Here is a 17,233-nt window from a genome sequence, read left to right as displayed (position 1 = left end):
GGCCTGGTCGTGGGGGACGCGGTGGGGGAGGCGCTGGGGTCGGCCGAGGTGCTGTCGCTCGGGGACGGGCTCGCACCGGGGAAGCCGCCGCCGGGATTGGTGCCGCCGGGCGTGCCGGAGAGGAAGCCGCCGAGCGGGATGGAGAAGAAGATCGGAGCGTGGGTGGCGTCGACGGCCCGCCCGTCGATCTCGACCGGCTGCTGGACGTCGAGGCACTGGTAGGTCGGGTCCACGGGGTTGGCGACGTAGACGATGTTCTCCCAGAACCGGTACGTGACGTTCTTCTCGGCACCGTCGGCCGTCGTGATCGTCTTGGTCGCCGTGGTGTAGGAGTCCTTGGGGAACGTCAGGGTGCCTCCGGTCGAGGCCGCCGCGCTCTGCGATCCGCCGTAGTTCAGGACGGCGGTCGCTCCCGCGGCGGTGGCTGCCATGCCGGAAAGGAATATTCGGCGCTTCACATCAACATCCTTGTCGGGGTGCGGGTTTGTGTGACCAAATGGGGGAAGTGATGGATTCCAACTTCCTTCGGAACGTCATTTCCCGCGTCCCCTGAATGCCGTCTCTCGCGCGTACGGTGACCGCCGTACCGCGCCTCGCGGTATACGCGGGCCGGGGTAGGTTGAACCATCGTCGGTGCGAAACGGCGAGGGGATGGTGAGTGTGCTGGACGGAATGCGTGGCCGGGTGCTCGACAATCCGTTCCTCGTCGACGGGTTGCTCGCCCTTCTCTGGGCCGCCCTCATCGTCCCGGCATTCTTCCGGGAGGGCGTCTCGGTGTGGCCCGCCACGCTGTTCACGCTGTTGTCGGCGGCGCCGCTGACGGTGCGACGGAGCATGCCGGCGGTCGCGCTCGCGGGAACGACCGTCGGCTACCTCGTCGCCCTGCTGTGGATGGCGGAGCCTGGCCCGGGAATCGTGTGCTGTCTGGTGGCCCTGTACTCCGAGGCCGTGTCCGCGCCGCGTACCCGCGCCCTGGTCACCGGTGCGATCGCCGGAACCATGGTCCAGGTCTTCACCCTGATCGTGACGGGGGTGCGTGTCTTCGATCCGGCCAACCTCATGCTGATCGCGTGGCTCGGCGCGGCCATCGCCGTCGGCGACGCCACCAGGAACCGCCGTGCCTACATCCAGGCCATCAAGGACCGTGCCCTGCGCGCCGAGCGGACCCGGGAGGCGGAGGCGTCACGGCGGGTGGTCGAGGAGCGGCTGCGGCTCGCCCGCGACCTGCACGACATCGTCGCGCACAGCATCACGGTGATCAACTTCCAGGCCGGGGCCGCCGCCCATCTGCTGCGCCGGGAGCCCGAGGCGGCCGAGGCGGCCATCGAGCACGTGATCACGGCGAGCGGCAGTACGCTCGCGGAACTCGGCACCATGCTGACCGTCCTGCGTCAGCCCGACGGTGAGACGGCACTGCCGGAGCCCATGCCCACCCTGGACCGCCTCGACGATCTCCTCGACGGCTTCCGGGCCGCCGGCCTGGCGGTCGACCTGCGGCGCGACGACAGGACGTTCGGTCTGAGTCCGGCCGTCAGCATGGCCGGCTACCGCATCATCCAGGAGTCGCTGACGAACGCCTTCAAGTACGCGACTCCCCGGACCGCGACGGTCCGGCTGTCCTTCGCCGCGCACCGGCTCCGGGTCTCGGTGGTCAATCCGGTGACCCGCACCGCGGATCAGCGGCATTCCTCGTGGGGCACCGGGCGGGGCCTGGTGGGTCTGCGCGAGCGGGCCGCTTCCGTCGGAGGTCGCGTCGACATCGTGGCGGGCGGCGCGGAGTTCAGTGTGGACGCCCGCCTGCCCGCACTGCCCACGAAGCCGTGAACGCCGGTTCCGGTCAGCGTCCGGCGGCGGCCGGGCGGACGAGCCCCGCCCGGTAGGCGACCACTACGAGCTGGGCCCGGTCCCGGGCTCCCAGTTTGGCCATCGCCCGGTGCACATGGGTGCGGACGGTCTGCCGGGAGATGACCAGATACTCGGCGATCGCCTGGTTGGACATGCCCTCGGCCACCAGCGCCACGATCTCCCGCTCCCGGTCGGTGAGTTCGGCCAGTTCGCCGGAGAGGGCCGTCGGCGGCCCGTCGGGCAGGGAGAGGTATCGCGTGATCAGGGTCTGGGTGGCCTTGGGCGACAGCAGGGCCTCGCCGCGCGCCGCGATCCGGATGGCCTCCGGCAGCTCCGCGGGCCGCATGCCCTTTCCCAGGAAGCCGCACGCCCCGGCGCGAAGGGCCTGCAGGACGTACTCGTCGACCTCGTAGGTGGTGAGGATGACGATGCGGACGCCGTCCAGCTCCGGGTCCGAGGCGATCTCCCGGGTGGCCGCGAGACCGTCCAGTTCCGGCATGCGGATGTCCATCAGCACGATGTCCGGTGTGGTGCGGCGGACGATCTCGATGGCCTCGCGGCCGGTCTCCGCCTCGCCGACCACCTCCAGGTCGTCGGCCGAGTCGATCAGAATGCGGAATCCACCCCGCAGCAGAGCTTGATCGTCGGCGATGACGACCCGGATCGCGGCGTCCTTCATGCCGCCACCCTACGGCAAAACGGAGATTGCGTCTCCGTTACGGTGGCCGCGATCCGGAAGGTCGTGGACCCGGCTCAGCCGGCCGCGCTCCCCTCGCCGTCCGATGCGGCCGACACCGCGGACCTGTCCGCCCGGGCCGCCCGCTTCGCCGCCTGGATCTGCTCGTAGACATGCGTCCGCAGTTCGGTGAACCGAGGGGAGACCCGGGTGTGCAGCTGGTCCCGTTCGTCGGGCAGGTCGATGTGCAGCTCGTCCTGTACGACCGTCGGCGAGGCGGAGAGGACGACGACCCGCTCGCCGAGGTAGACCGCCTCGTCGATGTCGTGGGTGACGAACAGGACGGTGATCCCGCGCTCCTGCCACAGGACCCGCACCAGATCCTCCAGGTCGGCGCGGGTCTGCGCGTCGACGGCCGCGAACGGCTCGTCCATCAGCAGGACCTGGGGCTCGTAGGCCAACGCCCGTGCGATCGCCACCCGTTGCTGCATGCCCCCGGACAACTGCCAGGGATAGGCGTCGGCGGCATCCGGCAGCCCCACCGACCGCAGGGCGTCGGTGACGAGCCTGAGGCGTTTCGCCTTCGGCAACCCCTTCTCCTTCAGAGGGAGTTCGACGTTGTCGGCGACCCTCATCCAGGGGAAGAGACTGCGCCCGTACTCCTGGAAGACGATCGCCATCCCGGGCGGCGGGCCGGTCACCGGTACGCCGTCGAGGAGCACCTCTCCCGAGGTCGGGGCGAGCAGGCCGCCCATGCACTTCAGCAGGGTCGTCTTGCCGCAGCCCGACGGGCCCACCAGACAGACGAGTTCACCGGCCTTCACGGTGAAGGTGAGGTCACGGACCGCCTCCACCTGCCGGCCGGATCCCTGGTAGGTCTTCCCGAGACCGCGTACGTCGAGCATGGTTCGCCCTTTCACGATGTTCATTCACGACCGCCGGGTGGACGCGCGCAGGCCGTGGTACCAGCCGAGCACCCGGCGCTCGGCGAAGTGGAAGGCGACGGAGAGCAGGAAGCCGAGCAGGCCCAGGAGCAGGATTCCGGTCCACATGTCGGGGATGGCGAAGCTGCGCTGGAACTGGACGACGGTGAAGCCGATGCCGTTGTTCGCCGCGAACATCTCGCTGATGACCATGAGGATGATCCCGATGGAGAGCGCCTGCCGCAGACCGGCGACGATCTGCGGACTCGCCGCGGGCAGCACCAGGCGGCGCAGCCGCCCGACACCGCTGATCTGATACGAACGCGCCGTCTCCAGCATCACCGAGTCGACCGCGCGCACGCCCTCCACCGTGTTGAGCAGGACCGGCCAGACACAGCCGCTCGCGATCACCACGACCTTCATCGTGTCGCCGATGCCCGCGAACAGCATGATCACCGGCACCAGCACCGGCGGCGGCACGGCCCGCAGGAACTCCAGCACGGGCTCGCAGAACGCACGCACACCTCGATACGAACCGATGAGGGTGCCCAGGCCGACGCCCACCAGACCCGCGAGCGCGTAACCCGCGGCCAGGCGGAGCACGCTGGGCACCACGTCCGAGCGCAGTCGCTCGCCGGTCCACACCGAGGGGAAGGTACGGAGGATCGTGCGCAGCGGCGGCCAGAACGGGTCGGTGCTCCCGTCCGACGCGGCCCACCACAGCCCCAGCAGCACCGCGGGCAGACCCACCGCGAACAGCACCTGCCGTGTCAGCGCCTTCACAGCACGGCCTCCCCGCGTACGGACTGATGCCAGGCCAGGGCCCGTCGCTCCACCGCGCGGGCCCCCAGGTTGATCAGCAGACCCAGCACCCCGGTCACCGTGATCAGCGCGTACATGTGCGGTACGGCCTGCGAGGCCTGGGCGACCGCGATCAGCGAGCCGAGTCCCGGTGCGCCGATGACCAGTTCGGCCGTGATGGCCAGCACCAGGGCCACCGCCGCCGCGAGCCGGATCCCGGTCATGACGTACGGCAGGGCGGTCGGCCACATCACGTGCCGGACGCGCGCCCAGGTCCCGAGACCGTACGACCGTGCCGTCTCGTCGGCGACGGGGTCGACGTCCTGGACGCCGTACAGCACCTGGACGAGCACCTGCCAGAACGACGCGTAGACCACGAGCAGGAGCACCGAGCGCAGTTCGCTGCCGTAGAGCAGTACCGCCAGGGGGATCAGGGCCACGGACGGGATGGGGCGGAGGAACTCGACGGTCGAGGACGTCAGTTGGCGCAGGAACGGTACGACGGTGATGAGCAGGCCGCAGAGGATGCCCGCGGCGGACGCGATCCCCAGGCCGATCACCCAGCCGGTCAGGGTGTCGCCGAGCGCCGACCAGAAGGCGCCGTCGCCGAGTTCGTCACCCAGCGCGCCCGCGATCCTGGTCGGCGGCGGGAAGTAGTCCGCGCTGACCAGGCCCAGTCGCGGGACGGCCTCGCCGAGGGCGAGGAAGGTCGCGAGGCCCGCCGCGCCGAGCACGGTGTTCGCTGTCCTCACGGCAGCAGCTTGTCCAGGTCGGGGGCGGTCTTGAACAGACCGTCCTGCTCGCCGAGTCGCTCCAGCGTCTCGACCGAGGACCGGCTGATGTCCCGCGGCCACTTCGGCAGCGTCACCTTCGACAGGACGGAGGCCGGGATCTGGGTGTACGTGGCGACGACGTCGCGGACCTCGTCGGGGTGGCTGTCGGCGTAGGCCAGCGCCTCGGTGGTGGCCTGCTGGAACTTCTTCACCACGTCGGGGTGCTTCGCCGCGTACGTCTGCGAGGTGAAGTACATGGCGACCGTCAGATCCTTGGCCACGTCCACATACGGGGACGCGATCTCCACACCCCCCGCGTCCAGGATGCTGGTCAGCGCGGGCTCGACCGCCATCGCGGCGTCCACCTGGCCCTTCGCCAGGGCGGCGGGCATCTGGTCGAAGGCCAGCTCCACGAACTTCACCTTCGCCGGGTCCCCGCCGGCCTTGCGCACGGACTCGCGGACCGAGGTCTCCAGGATGTTCTTCAGCGTGTTGACGGCGACCGTCTTTCCCTCGAGATCCTTCGCCGACTTGAGGGAACTGCCCTTCTTGACGACGAGCGCGCCGTAGTCCTTGCCGTCCACGCCGGTGGTCGCCACCCCGTTGGAGACCGCCTTCACCTGCACGCCGTTGCTCTGCGCGATCATCAGCGAGGTCGTGTTGCTGAAACCGAACTGGAACTGGCCGCTGACCACGCCCGGGACAATGGCCGAGCCGCCCTGCGCCGCGGTCATCGAGACATCGAGACCGTACTTCTCGTAGATCCCCTGTTTCTCGCCGAGATAAATGGGGGCCACGTCGACGATCGGAATGACCCCGACCTTGACTTTGGTGGTACCGCCGCTTTCCGAAGCGGAGCCGCCGGAATTCCCGGACGATCCACAGGCGGTGGCCGCGAACAGAAGTGAGGCGGCGGCGATGCCGACGAATAGGCGTTGCATGGTCTGTCCTCCCGCGAACCGCACCGAAATGGTCCGGCCGGTTCGCGCGCAATGGGATGTGGCAGGGCGAAAGACGAAGCGTCATGAAATGGCGTCGAGTCCGACGTGCCAAAGGTGTCGTCCGCGGCCCACCCGCACATCCCCCGGTCACCGTCACTGGGCCGTACGGCAACCGCCGTACGACGGGCGGGGGGTACGGTCACGGCCGTACCGGGCCGGGGCAGTCCTGGACGGTTGGGGGGAGACTTCGACGAGACGCGGTTACTCGTCCGCTGTGAGGGCGGTGAGTGTGTCGCGCAGGCCGGCGCGGGTGGTGATGCCACGTTTCGGGAACACGTTGCAGAGGTGTCGACCGCACCGCTCCACTCGAAGAGACCGACCGCCACCTGGAAGCCCACAACGCCTGGCTGGAGGAGAACTACGCGGCCGGCCACTCCCTCGCATCGGGCCGTCAGGACCCCAGGACGGGCTGCCTCCTCCTGGCCCGGGCCGCCGACCGCCCCCTCAGCCCCACCGCCCCTCATGACGACGGCCACCACCAGGACCCACCGAAGGACAGTGACCATGCGCGCAGCCGTGCTCAGACAATTCGCCACCCCGCTGGAACTCGCCGACATCGCCAGGCCGGTGCTCGGCGCCGGCCAGGTCCTGGTCAGGATCGCCGCCGCCGGGGTGAACCCCCTGGACACCAAGATCCGTGCCGGTCTGGCCGCGCACGCCCGTGCCGTACTGCCCGCGGTGCTGGGCCTGGACCTGGCCGGCACGGTCGAGGAGGTCGGGCCGCAGGTGACGGGCTTCGCCGTCGGCGACGAGGTCTACGGGCTGAGCGGCGGCGTCGGCGATCTGCAGGGATCACTCGCCGAGTACGCCGCCGCCGACGCCCGCCTGCTCGCCCACAAGCCCGCGTCCTTGACCATGCGGCAGGCCGCGGCGCTGCCGCTGTCGGTCGTCACCGCGTGGGAGGGGCTGGTCGACCGGGCCGGGGTCGGTGCCGGGCACAAGGTTCTGGTGCACGGTGGCGCGGGCGGCATCGGCCACGTCGCGGTACAGATCGCCCGCGCCCGTGGCGCCGAGGTCTTCGCCACCGCCTCGGCCGCCCACGCCGAGACCGTCCGCGGGCTGGGTGCCACCGCGATCGACTATGCCACCACCGAGGTCGAGGAGTACGTCGCCGCCCACACCGGCGGCGAAGGCTTCGACATCGTCTTCGACACCGTCGGGGGCACCGTCCTGGACAACTCCTTCGCCGCGGTGCGCACTTACACCGGTCACGTCCTCAGCGCCCTGGGCTGGGGCAGCCACAGCCTGGCCCCGCTCTCCTTCCGCGGTGCCACCTACTCCGGGGTCTTCACCCTGCTGCCCATGCTCACCGGCAAGGGCCGCGAACACCACGGCGAGATCCTGCGCGAGGCCGCCGCCCTGGCCGACGCGGGCCTGCTCGAGCCGCTGCTGGACCCCCGCCGCTACACCCTGGACACGGTCGCCGAGGCGCACGGGGCCGTCGAGGACGGCTCGGCCCACGCCAAGATCGTCATCGACATCGGGGCCTGACCCCACGGCGAGGAGCGGCGCTGCCGCCAGGCTGCCGCGTCAGATGCGTACCGTCGTCTTGCCGCGCGCGCCGCCCGCGGCGTTGCCCGTCAGTGCCTCGGGAACCCGGTCCAAGGTGATGGTGCGGTGGACGGGGACCCGGATCCTGCCGGACGAAGCCTCGGCGGTGATCCGGGCGAGCAGGTCAGGCTTGTCCGCCATCATGAAATTGCTGACGGCGATCCGTTCGGAGGCAAGCAGTTCAGGTGACGCGGTCAGGCTCACCGACACCGCCGCGCCGCCGTCCCGGACGAGCCCGGCGTATTCACCGAAGCGGGCCGGATCACGGGTGAGGTCGAGGACGGCGTCCACCCCGCCGGGATGGGTCCTGCGCACCTGTTCGGCCACGCCGCCCACGGTGTAGTCGGCTGTCCGGGCGGCACCGAGCTGTCGGATCCACAGGTCGGCGTCCGGCCGCGCGGTCGCGATGACCTCCGCGCCCTTCGCGGCGGCCAGCTGGACGGCGAAGACGCCCACCCCGCCCGTGGCGCCCACGACCAGAATCGACTGCCCCTCCCGCAGGCCCATGGCTTCGAGCGCGCCGAGCGCGGTCATCCCCGCGGTCGGCAGCGCCGCCGCGATCTCGGCGGGCATACCGTCGGGCACCCGCTGCAGCGCCCCGCCGTCCGGGAATTCCGTGACGACCGCGTAGTCGGCGAACGTGCCGTTGCCCAGCGGCGCGCGGAGGAACTGGCCGTGCACGACATCGCCGGGCCCGAGCCCGCTCACCCCTTCGCCCACCTCCGCGACCCGCCCCGCTCCGTCGACGCCGAGAACGAGCGGGTACACATGCGGCATTCGGCCCTCGAAGGCGCCTGCGGCGATCGCCATGTCGATCGGGTTCACCGACGCCGCCGTCAGCTCGACCAGCACCTCTCCCGGTGCCGGGCGTGGTTCCGGGAGCTCCATCAGTTCGGGCTTGCCACCGGTCTTCCGCACCGCGACTGCACGCATGGCTATTCTCCAGTTCCTCGGTCCGCCGCCCGCCCGGCCCGGGCCGGGCCGATCACGCCGGGCACCTGCCAGTCAAACCGGCCGGGCAGCGGACCTGAAGTACCGATCCGGTAGCCGCCGATACCCTGGAGGTATGAATGAGCTGGAGACGCGGCAGCTCCGGTACTTCGTCGCGGTGGCGGAAGAACTGCACTTCGGGCGTGCGGCCAAGCGGCTCGGCATGGCGCAGCCGCCGCTGACGCGCGCCATCCAGGAACTGGAGCACCAGCTCGGCGTCCGGCTCCTGGAGCGCACCACGCGCCAGGTGTCGCTCACACCCGCCGGTGAGGTCCTGCTGTCAGACGCGCGATTCGCACTCGACGCGGTCGGCGCCGCCGGCCGCCGGGCCCGGCACGCCGCCGAGCCCGCACCGACCCTGCGCCTCGCACTCAAGGCCGACAACGACGGCGGCCTGCTCCAGCGCATCCTCGACACCTACGCCCGGGAGGAGTCCCTGCCGGTCGAGCTCGTCCTCGGCCGATTCGGCGAACAGGCGCGGGCGGTACGGAACGGCCACGCCGACGCCGCCGTGCTCCTCGGCCCCTTCGACGACCGCGGCCTGGACTCCGAGCCGCTGCTCACCGAGCCGTTCCTGCTCGCCATGGCGGCCGACGACCCCCTGGCCGCACGCACCTCCCTGCGCCTGGCCGACCTGGCGGGCCGACGGCTGCCCGACGGATCGCCCGCGGATCAGGGCCCTGCTCCGGGCGGACACAGGGTCGGCGGTGCGCACACTCGTCAACTCGGCCCGGGCGACAGCGAATCGCCCGCGGTCGGCACGCCACAGGACGCCTCGGGCCTGCCGGAGATCTTCAGACTGGTCGAACTGGGCAGCATCGTCTGCTTCTTCCCGGCCTCCCTCACCCGGCGGTACGTGCGACCGGAGATCGCCTACCGGCCGGTCGAGGATCTGGCCCCCGCCGCCCTGTCCGTGGCATGGCCGCAGCACTCCCGCTCCCCGGCCGTAGCCGCCTTCGTCCGCGCGGCCACCAAGGTCGCGGCCGATGCCCGGTCGGAGCCGGGCACACAGCAGGCGACGGCCACCTGAGCGGCCGGCCGTCCTTCCGCGACCCGAAGGCACCGACGCGGTCGAGCCGCCCCGTGTCGACTCCCTCGCGTCACGCCTGACGCCCGACGACGCCCCGTGCCCGGGCAACCCCTCGCCGCGAAGTTCGCGCGGACTCTATGCTCGTCGCGGCCGAGCGCCCCGAGGACCGGGCGGACCGGCCGCACATGTCGTCGCTGTCGGCACAGGGGGCTCGGTGCGTACACGCTTCGCCGTACTCGGACCGGTCAGGGCCTGGCGCGGCGACACGGAACTGGCGCTGGGACCCCCCAAGCAGCGCGCCCTGCTCGCGCTGCTGCTGACCGAGGCGGGGCATCCCGTCGCCGTCCACGAGATCGTCGACGCGCTGTGGGGACAGGACCCGCCGGACAGCGCCGTCAACGTCGTCCAGCGGCACGTCGGAGCACTGCGGCGACTGCTCGAACCCGAACTCCCGGCCGGCGACCGGTCACGGTGGCTGGTGCGCGGCTCGGGCGGCTACCGCCTCGACGTCGACCCCGACGATCTCGACTTGCTGCGCTTCCGGGCCCTGCGACAGCGGGCCGCCCGGGACGGCCAACCGCCCACCGCCACCGGCCTGTTGATCGAGGCGCTGGCCCTGTGGCGAGGACCGGCCGCCTCCGGGATCGCGCCCGAGGTGCGGTCCCACCCGGCCTTCGCCGCCCTCGACGGCGAACACCTGGCCGCCGTCAAGGAGGCCGCTGAACTCGCCCTGGAAGCCGGACCCGGCCTGGGCGCACGGGTGTTGGTGACGCTCCGGCAGGCCGCGGCCCAACACCCCCTGGACGAAGGGCTGCAGGCCAGACTGATCCTGGTGCTCGCGGCAACCGGCCATCAGGCGGAGGCACTTGACGTCCACCGGACCGTACGCACCCGGCTCGCCGACGAGTTGGGCGTACAGCCCGGCCCCGAACTGCAGGCCGCCCTGCAGCGGGTCCTCGGGCGCACCCGCACCCCGGCTGCCGTCCCGCCCGCCCGGGGAGCGCGGCCGGCCGAACCCGGCGAGGACGCGGAAGAGGCGCCGGAGCCGGACACCGTCGCCACCATCCGCCCCGCCCAACTCCCCGTGGACCTGCCCGCCTTCACCGGCCGGCGCAGTGAACTCGCCCATGTCCGGGAGCTGTTGCCCGGGTCCGAGGCGTCGACACGGACCGTGGTGATCAGCGCCATCGGCGGCATGGCCGGCGTCGGCAAGACGACCCTGGCGGTGCACTGGGCGCACAGCGTCGCCGACCGCTTCCCCGACGGCCAGCTCTACGTCAATCTGCGCGGCTTCCACCCCAGCGGCTCGATCATGAGCGCGGCCGAGGCCATACGGTCCTTCCTCGACGCGTTCGGCGTCCCCGGCCGGCGCATCCCCGCCGGGCTCGACGCACAGGCCGCGCTGTACCGCAGCCTCCTCGCCGACCGGCGCGTCCTCATCGTGCTGGACAACGCCCGCGACACCGAGCACGTCCGCCCCCTGCTGCCCGGCGCCCCCGGCTGCCTGGTCGTCGTCACCAGCCGCAACCAGCTCTACGGCCTGGTCGCCGGCGAGGGCGCGCACTCGCTCACGCTCGACGTGCTCACCGCGGCGGAGGCCCGCGAGTTCCTGTCCCGCCGGCTCGGTGCCGAACGGATCGCGGCCGAACCCGACGCCGTCGCGGAGATCATCACCCTGTGCGGCCGGCTCCCCCTGGCGCTGGCCGTCGTCAGCGCCCGCGCGGTCGTCAACCCGACCTTTCCGCTCGCCTCCATCGCCGCCGAACTCTCCGACAGCGAGGACAGTCTCGACGCGTTCGCCGGAGAGGCCCCCGCCGCCGACGCCCGCAGCGCGTTCTCCTGGTCGTACCAACTCCTCAGCCCCGCCGCCGCCCGGGTGTTCCGCCTGTTCGCCCTGCACCCGGGACCCGACTGCTCACTCGCCGCCGTCGCGAGCCTCGCCGGACAGCGGCCCGGCCAAGTCCGTCCGGTCATGGGGGAGTTGGCCCGGGCCCATCTCATCTCCGAACCCCTGCCGGGCCGTTACGGCTGTCATGAACTGCTGCGCGCCTACGCCGCCGAGCTGGCCCGGGCCCACGACACCGCGCAGGAACTCGACACGGCCCGGCGCCGGATGCTCGACCACTATCTGCACAGCGCGCACGCGGCCGACAGCCTGCTGATGCCCAGCCGCGACCGCGTCCGGTTGCGGCCCCACGCGACCGGGGTGACCGTCCCGAGGCTGCCCGACCGGGCGGCGGCCGTCGACTGGCTGGCGGGCAACCGCTCCGCTGTGCTCGCGGCGATCAAGGAGGACGCCCGGCACGGCGGCGGCGAGCACAGCTGGCGACTGGCCTCGGTCCTGGAGCTGTACCTCGACCGGAACGGCCGCTGGCCCGAGCAACTCGAGGCGCAGACAACGGCAGTTGAGGCCGCCCAGCGCCTGGGCGACATCCGCGGCCAGGCGTTCGCCCACCTCGCGCTCGGCTTCGTCAGCGGCCGCCTCGACCGGCCGGACGAGGCCGACGCCCATCTGGCGCGCGCCCTGGAGCTGTTCGGCGAGACCGGCGACCGGGCGGGCCGGAGCAGAACCCTCCGCAGACTCGCCTTCCTGGCCAACGGGCGCGGACGGCACGAAGCGGCCCTCGACCACTACGCCGAGGCGAGCGCCTTGTGCCGTGCGACCGGGCGGCGCAACGACGAGGGCGGCATCGCCAACGAGATCGGCTGGACGTACATCCTGATGGGCAAGTACGAGGACGCCCTGACCGAGTGCGAGCTGGCGATCGCGACCCACCGGGAGACGGGCGACCGCAACGGCGAGGCCGCCGCCCTGGACAGCCTCGGCTACGCCCACCACCATCTGCACGACCACGAGCGGGCGCTCGACTGCTACGGGCAGGCGCTGAGCCTGTACCGGGAGACCCGCGACCGCTACCTGGAGGCCGACACCCTGCTGCACATCGGCGACACCCACCGCGCCGCCCACCAGGACACGCGGGCCGCCCTCGCCTGGCGTGCGGCACTCGGCATCCTCGACGAGATCGGCCACCCGGAAGCCGAGCAGGTCCGCCACCGGCTCGACGACCTCGCCGAACCCGATCGGCCCCCACGACAGTAAAACGTCAGCGTCCCGAAAGCGGACCCTGCCTACGCTCCCCGCTCCGCTCCACCCGGAGCCGGAAGCGCGTACGGCATTCCCCTTCAGGACTGGAAAATGACCCCCACGACTTCCGCGGAACCCCCCACCACCGCGCACCGCAACCAACTGCTGCGCACGATGATGTCCGAGCACGCGAAGGCCCTGCTCGCCTACGCCGACAAGCTGCTGAACGACCGTCACATGGCGGAGGACATCGTCCAGGAGACCCTCATCCGTGCCTGGCCGCACGCGGAACGCCTCTACAGCACCGAGGGATCGGTACGCGGCTGGCTCCTCACCGTGACCCGCAACCTCGTCGTCGACCGGATGCGCAGCGCCGTCGCCCGCCACGAGACCGTCGGCGCCGAGGACAAGGACATCCCCCTGCCCGACCACACCGGCGCCGTACTGGCCTCCGTGGTCGCGATCGGCCTGCTGCGCCGACTGTCCTACGAGCACCGGGAGGTCCTGCTGCACACCTACCTGTGCGGCCGGACCGTCCAGGAGACGGCGCGCGTCCTCGGCATACCCGCGGGCACCGTCAAGTCCCGCCGGCACTACGCCCTCAACATCCTGCGCGCCGAGGCCGGCGAGACCGTTCGACGCGAAGTCGCCTGAACCTTCCGGGACTTGGCGAGGACGGGACAGGCGAACTCGGTTGAACCCTTTACGACACCGACCCCGTGTACCTGCCGACCACACGTCACAGGCAGCGCACCGGGGGAACGCAATGGCACGTCGGCACTCCAGACCCGAGGAGAAGGCGGTCTCCTACGAGGAGGCGCTCGCCCTGCACACCAGGGGCGGGCCGATGCGCCCGCTGGTCGCCGTGGGCGGTGACGTCCTCACCCCGCTCGGCCCCGACCTGACGGACGTACCGGCCTTCGTGATCGCCGGACCGCCCCGCACCGGACGCAGCACCGCCCTGCTCGTCGCGGCGGAGTCGCTGCTCGCCGCGGGCTCCGGCCTCGTCGTCCTCGCGCCCCGGCGCTCGCCGCTGCGCCGACTGCGCGGAAGGCCCGGCGTGGCCGCCCTCATCACCGACGCCGAGGTGACGGCCGACGAGTTCCGGCAGATCCTGGGCAGCGTGCCCGAGGAGTACGGCGTGATCGTCGTGGACGACGCCGAACTGTTCACGGGCACCGAGATCGACTCCGACCTCGCACGGCTCGCCCGCGGCGGCTCCGGAACCGGCTGGGGCGTCCTCGCGGTCGGCGACGCGGAGTCCCCGGCGCCGGACCGGACCGGCTGGATGGGAGGGGTGAAGCGCAACCGCACCGGCATGCTGCTCTCCCCGCAGCCCGGCCGGGGCCTCCTGCACCTGGGCGACGGCACACTGCGCCCGGTCCGGGTGCCGCTGCTGGAAGCGGCACTCTAGAAGCCGGAGGTGCACCCCCGAGTCCCCCCTTCGGGGTGCACCTCCTCCCCGCCCGCCGTCGGCGCGGAACTCAGGCGGCGACGCCCTCGCTGCCCTCGGGGGAGACCTGGACACCGTCGTCCGTCACGAAGCGGAACGTGCACGTGATGGCGTCGAAGAGGTCGTACACCTCGTGCCTCAACGGCAGGTTGGGGCTGGCGAGGGTCACCACGAGGAAGTCCGCCGTGCTGCCGGGCACCGGCATCATCGTGTGCATCGTCAGCAGCTTGACGTCGACGTCCCCGGTCAGCCGGGTCACCTCGGTGCCGGTGACACGGACCACCGTGCCGACGTGGGGCACCGTCGCCGAGGTGACGACCCGGTCCCTGGGCGCCACACCGTTCGCCGAGGAGACACCGAGCCCCGCGGACAGCACGGGGAGGGCGAGCTCCTCGCCCTCGGATGTGTCGACGGCGAAGACCATGCCGTACGCCATGAAGAGGCCCTCGGTGTACATCGTCGCCGTGCACGCGGCGAGCAGCGCACCGTGGCGGCGGGCCGACACGGTCACCTCCCGGCCCTGCCGGAACATGTCGTCGATGCGGGCCCTCTCGAAGGCGTCGTCGGTCGAGGCCAGGGCCTGAGCCCGAGTCCTGGCCAGTTCCTCGCCGCCCAGGTCGACCGGCTCCCAGGAGTCCGGGACGTCCAGCAGAAAGCGCTGTGCGGTGCTCATCGGTCAGCTTCCACCTTTTCCGCTGTCCAACGTGTGGTGTCCGCCCTGAACACGAGGTCGCGGGCCCGAAACGTTCACCGGGCTACGACCCGGTCGTCCCGAAGGTGATCCGGTAGTAGCAGGCCCCCTTGCACGGCATCGTCGCCCCGTCGTCGAAGGCGTACGAATACGCGTAGGGGGCCGCCTTCTTGAAGACCTGGGTGTAGTCGACCGGCCACTTCGACGGGACGCAGTTCTCGCGGCCCGCCCACGCGCCGCGACAGCAGTACGTGTCACCGCCGAAGGCCGCGCAGGGCGGCTTGCAGCCGACGACCTGCCCGCCCGACACCGCCCGCATCGCGGTGGGGCAGTTCACGTCCGAGGTGCAGACGCCCTTGTAGCAGCCACCGGAGCTGACCGGGTCGACGGTCGTGGTGTGCGAGATGTTGATCCACATCGGCAGGTTCGAACCGTCGACCATGCTCACGTCGTAGAAGTCCATCCCCGCGTACGCGTCGAACGTGAACTCACCCAGTGTGGTGGGCGGGTTGGCGCCTTCGCAGACGCTGGTGCAGTCGCCGGTCGCACAGTGACCGGCGGCCGTCGACGTGCATCCGGTCCGACCCCAGATCCGGCCGCCCCAGTTGTTCGCCACGGTCACCGACAGGCTCTGGCCCGGGGCGAGTTCGCGGCCCTTCGGGTAGACGGCGGTGTTGGTGACGATCGCCCAGACCGTCTTCGGGGTGCGGTTGACGACCGTGATCAGCCGCTTGCCGGCGGGGGCGGTCGAAGGCTGGTTCGCCGCGGGTGCGTCCGTCCTGGTGGTCGGCTTGGGCGTGCTCTTCTTCGACGCGCTGGCCTTGGGGGAGGGCGAGGCCGAGGGCGACGGGGAGGCCGAGGTGCTGTCGCTCACCGAGGGGGAGGGCGAGGCGCTGCGGGACGCGGTCGGGCGCGCGGCCGTGTCCTGGTGGGCCGTCGTGCGCGTGCCGCCCGCTCCGGACGACGGCGTCCACACGCTGTAGGCGATCAGCGCGGTGGCGGCCGTGGCGAGGGCGGCCGCCGCCACGTACCACCGGCGTCGGCCGTCCCGCCGTGGGCTCGCACTGTGTCTTCTGCGTCCTCGTGCCATCGTCCTCGGGCCTTCCTGATGCTCTTCGGCTGCGGTCCGGATGCGGTCCTGCCTATCGGTGACCTGTTCGGCGGCGGCTCGACAACATAAATTCGGACCCGACCGGCTGATTTCTTTTGTTGTCCTGTTTTCTGTAGTCCTTGCGCGCGTCGGCGGTCTCCGAAGCAGAGAGATGCCACGGCCGGACCACACGCGGAGGAACGAACCCAGATGCGCAAGAAGCCCAGAAGCGGCCCCGACGCGGGCGTGGTGACGGCCGCGTGCGCGGGCGACCGGCAGGCCCTGGATCACCTGCTGACGCAGTGCCTGCCGCTGGTCTACAACATCGTCGGCCGGGCCCTGAACGGTCACGCCGACGTCGATGACGTCGTACAGGAGACGCTGTTGCGCATGGTGCGGGGGCTGCCGAAGCTGCGGGATCCCTCCGCGTTCCGGTCCTGGCTGGTGGCCATCACGATCAGACAGGTACGGGACCGTGAGCAGGCGCGGGCCACCGACCGCGACCGCAGGGCGCACCTTGAGGACGCGGAGACGATCACTGACCCCGCCCTCGACTTCGCCGGGCTGACCATCCTGCGCCTCGGGCTGACCGAGCAGCGCCGCGAGGTCGTCGAGGCCACCCGCTGGCTCGATCCGGACGACCAGGAACTGCTGTCCCTGTGGTGGCTGGAGGAGACCGGCGAACTCGAACGGGCCGATCTGGCAGGTGCGTTGGGGCTCTCCGACCGGCATGCCTCCGTCCGGGTGCAGCGCATGAAGAAGCAGATGGAGGTCTCCCGGGTCGTGGTGCGGGCACTGGTCGCCGCGCCGCGCTGCCTGGAACTGGACCTGACGGCCTCGACGTGGGACGGCACACCAAGTGCCCTGTGGCGCAAGCGATTTGCCCGGCACATCCGTGACTGCGGGGTCTGCCAGGGACTGGACGAGGGCCTCCTCCCGATGGACCGGCTGCTCAGCGGGCTGCCGCTGCTGGCCGTACCGGCCCACTTCGACGTGTCCCGGCTGCTGGACGCGGCCCCGACTCCCGCTTCCCCAGGGCACGGTGGAACACACCGGCGACTCGGGAGCCGCTCCGCCCGTATCGGCGGCAAGCAACTCGTGGGCGGTTCGGCGGCGGTCGCCGTCGCCGTCGTGGCCGCGCTGGTCGCACCCCGGCTGACGGGCGGTACCTCCCCTACGACGGCGGTGGCATCGCCGTCTCCCACCCCCGTGGTCAGTGTCACGCCGAGCCCCACACCCTCGCCGACCCCCAGCAAGTCCCCCTCACCCTCACCGAAGGCCAAGCCGAGCCCCTCGCCCTCGAAGCACACCCCCGCCGCCCCCG

15 protein-coding genes and 1 pseudogene are annotated in these 17,233 nt (G+C 71.5%); 7 read left to right on the top strand and 9 right to left on the bottom strand.

The features are described 5' to 3' along the window. Positions 1 to 431, bottom strand: a pseudogene (locus JHN45_RS40770) (Tat pathway signal protein); the annotation flags it as partial. Positions 432 to 660: 229 nt separating this feature from the next. Here JHN45_RS40770 and JHN45_RS40765 point away from each other — a divergent pair. Next, entirely contained in the window at positions 661 to 1,824 is a 1,164-nt protein-coding gene (locus JHN45_RS40765) for a histidine kinase (RefSeq protein WP_307783334.1), read from the top strand. A gap of 13 nt (positions 1,825 to 1,837) precedes the next feature. On the opposite strand, the gene JHN45_RS40760 is transcribed toward JHN45_RS40765, so the two are convergent. The 5 genes from JHN45_RS40760 to JHN45_RS40740 all read right to left on the bottom strand — a co-directional run bounded on the left by JHN45_RS40760 (position 1,838) and on the right by JHN45_RS40740 (position 5,959). Next, positions 1,838 to 2,524: a response regulator transcription factor gene (locus JHN45_RS40760; protein WP_200716907.1), complete on the bottom strand. Its 687-nt coding sequence runs from the start codon at positions 2,522 to 2,524 to the stop codon at positions 1,838 to 1,840. A gap of 74 nt (positions 2,525 to 2,598) precedes the next feature. Continuing rightward, on the bottom strand, positions 2,599 to 3,426 hold the full coding sequence (locus tag JHN45_RS40755; protein WP_201054462.1) for an ABC transporter ATP-binding protein: 828 nt from the start codon (positions 3,424 to 3,426) through the stop codon (positions 2,599 to 2,601). Positions 3,427 to 3,450: 24 nt separating this feature from the next. Next, positions 3,451 to 4,227, bottom strand: a complete 777-nt coding sequence (locus JHN45_RS40750) for an ABC transporter permease (RefSeq protein WP_201054461.1) — start codon at positions 4,225 to 4,227, stop codon at positions 3,451 to 3,453. Then, the gene (locus JHN45_RS40745) at positions 4,224 to 4,997 is read right to left on the bottom strand and encodes an ABC transporter permease (RefSeq protein ID WP_201054460.1); all 774 of its coding nucleotides are present in this window, start codon (positions 4,995 to 4,997) and stop codon (positions 4,224 to 4,226) included. Before JHN45_RS40745 ends, JHN45_RS40750 begins: the two co-directional genes overlap by 4 nt. Further along, positions 4,994 to 5,959, bottom strand: a complete 966-nt coding sequence (locus tag JHN45_RS40740; protein ID WP_201054459.1) for an ABC transporter substrate-binding protein — start codon at positions 5,957 to 5,959, stop codon at positions 4,994 to 4,996. The genes JHN45_RS40745 and JHN45_RS40740 overlap by 4 nt, the downstream gene beginning before the upstream one ends. Before the next feature lie 564 nt (positions 5,960 to 6,523). On the opposite strand from JHN45_RS40740, the gene JHN45_RS40735 reads away from it, so the two are divergent. After that, a complete protein-coding gene (locus tag JHN45_RS40735) occupies positions 6,524 to 7,510 on the top strand; it encodes a zinc-dependent alcohol dehydrogenase family protein (RefSeq protein ID WP_236584653.1) in 987 nt (328 codons plus the stop codon). Positions 7,511 to 7,549: 39 nt separating this feature from the next. On the opposite strand, the gene JHN45_RS40730 is transcribed toward JHN45_RS40735, so the two are convergent. Beyond that, a complete protein-coding gene (locus JHN45_RS40730) occupies positions 7,550 to 8,503 on the bottom strand; it encodes an NADP-dependent oxidoreductase (protein ID WP_201054457.1) in 954 nt (317 codons plus the stop codon). Positions 8,504 to 8,636: 133 nt separating this feature from the next. Between JHN45_RS40730 and JHN45_RS40725 the strand changes: the two genes are divergently transcribed. From JHN45_RS40725 to JHN45_RS40710, 4 genes are all read left to right on the top strand, one after another. Further along, a complete protein-coding gene (locus tag JHN45_RS40725; RefSeq protein WP_200716316.1) occupies positions 8,637 to 9,590 on the top strand; it encodes a LysR family transcriptional regulator in 954 nt (317 codons plus the stop codon). A gap of 214 nt (positions 9,591 to 9,804) precedes the next feature. Continuing rightward, a complete protein-coding gene (locus tag JHN45_RS40720) occupies positions 9,805 to 12,690 on the top strand; it encodes a BTAD domain-containing putative transcriptional regulator (RefSeq protein WP_201054456.1) in 2,886 nt (961 codons plus the stop codon). 96 nt (positions 12,691 to 12,786) lie between these two features. Next, on the top strand, positions 12,787 to 13,329 hold the full coding sequence (locus tag JHN45_RS40715; protein WP_201054455.1) for a sigma-70 family RNA polymerase sigma factor: 543 nt from the start codon (positions 12,787 to 12,789) through the stop codon (positions 13,327 to 13,329). A gap of 112 nt (positions 13,330 to 13,441) precedes the next feature. Next, entirely contained in the window at positions 13,442 to 14,089 is a 648-nt protein-coding gene (locus tag JHN45_RS40710) for a hypothetical protein (RefSeq protein WP_236584652.1), read from the top strand. Positions 14,090 to 14,159: 70 nt separating this feature from the next. On the opposite strand, the gene JHN45_RS40705 is transcribed toward JHN45_RS40710, so the two are convergent. After that, positions 14,160 to 14,801, bottom strand: a complete 642-nt coding sequence (locus tag JHN45_RS40705; RefSeq protein WP_200716313.1) for a hypothetical protein — start codon at positions 14,799 to 14,801, stop codon at positions 14,160 to 14,162. A gap of 82 nt (positions 14,802 to 14,883) precedes the next feature. Beyond that, positions 14,884 to 15,846 carry a thaumatin family protein gene (locus JHN45_RS40700; RefSeq protein WP_307783333.1) on the bottom strand — a complete coding sequence of 321 codons (963 nt, stop codon included), beginning with the start codon at positions 15,844 to 15,846 and terminating at the stop codon, positions 14,884 to 14,886. 273 nt (positions 15,847 to 16,119) lie between these two features. On the opposite strand from JHN45_RS40700, the gene JHN45_RS40695 reads away from it, so the two are divergent. Continuing rightward, on the top strand, positions 16,120 to 17,233 hold a 1,114-nt coding region (locus JHN45_RS40695), incomplete at its 3' end, for an RNA polymerase sigma factor (RefSeq protein WP_201054454.1).

The organism is Streptomyces sp. MBT53 (genome assembly GCF_016654115.1).
GTDB lineage: Bacteria > Actinomycetota > Actinomycetes > Streptomycetales > Streptomycetaceae > Streptomyces.
The sequence above is the reverse complement of the archived record's forward strand: the minus strand, read 5'-3'. Positions and strand labels throughout refer to the sequence as shown.

What these genes read in the sequence shown, in the direction of transcription:
- JHN45_RS40740 (WP_201054459.1), bottom strand. Translation starts at nt 5,959, where the DNA reads ATGCAACGCCTATTCGTCGGCATCGCCGCCGCCTCACTTCTGTTCGCG.
- JHN45_RS40705 (WP_200716313.1), bottom strand. Translation starts at nt 14,801, where the DNA reads ATGAGCACCGCACAGCGCTTTCTGCTGGACGTCCCGGACTCCTGGGAG.
- JHN45_RS40710 (WP_236584652.1), top strand. Translation starts at nt 13,442, where the DNA reads ATGGCACGTCGGCACTCCAGACCCGAGGAGAAGGCGGTCTCCTACGAG.
- JHN45_RS40755 (WP_201054462.1), bottom strand. Translation starts at nt 3,426, where the DNA reads ATGCTCGACGTACGCGGTCTCGGGAAGACCTACCAGGGATCCGGCCGG.
- JHN45_RS40730 (WP_201054457.1), bottom strand. Translation starts at nt 8,503, where the DNA reads ATGCGTGCAGTCGCGGTGCGGAAGACCGGTGGCAAGCCCGAACTGATG.
- JHN45_RS40715 (WP_201054455.1), top strand. Translation starts at nt 12,787, where the DNA reads ATGACCCCCACGACTTCCGCGGAACCCCCCACCACCGCGCACCGCAAC.
- JHN45_RS40760 (WP_200716907.1), bottom strand. Translation starts at nt 2,524, where the DNA reads ATGAAGGACGCCGCGATCCGGGTCGTCATCGCCGACGATCAAGCTCTG.
- JHN45_RS40735 (WP_236584653.1), top strand. Translation starts at nt 6,524, where the DNA reads ATGCGCGCAGCCGTGCTCAGACAATTCGCCACCCCGCTGGAACTCGCC.
- JHN45_RS40725 (WP_200716316.1), top strand. Translation starts at nt 8,637, where the DNA reads ATGAATGAGCTGGAGACGCGGCAGCTCCGGTACTTCGTCGCGGTGGCG.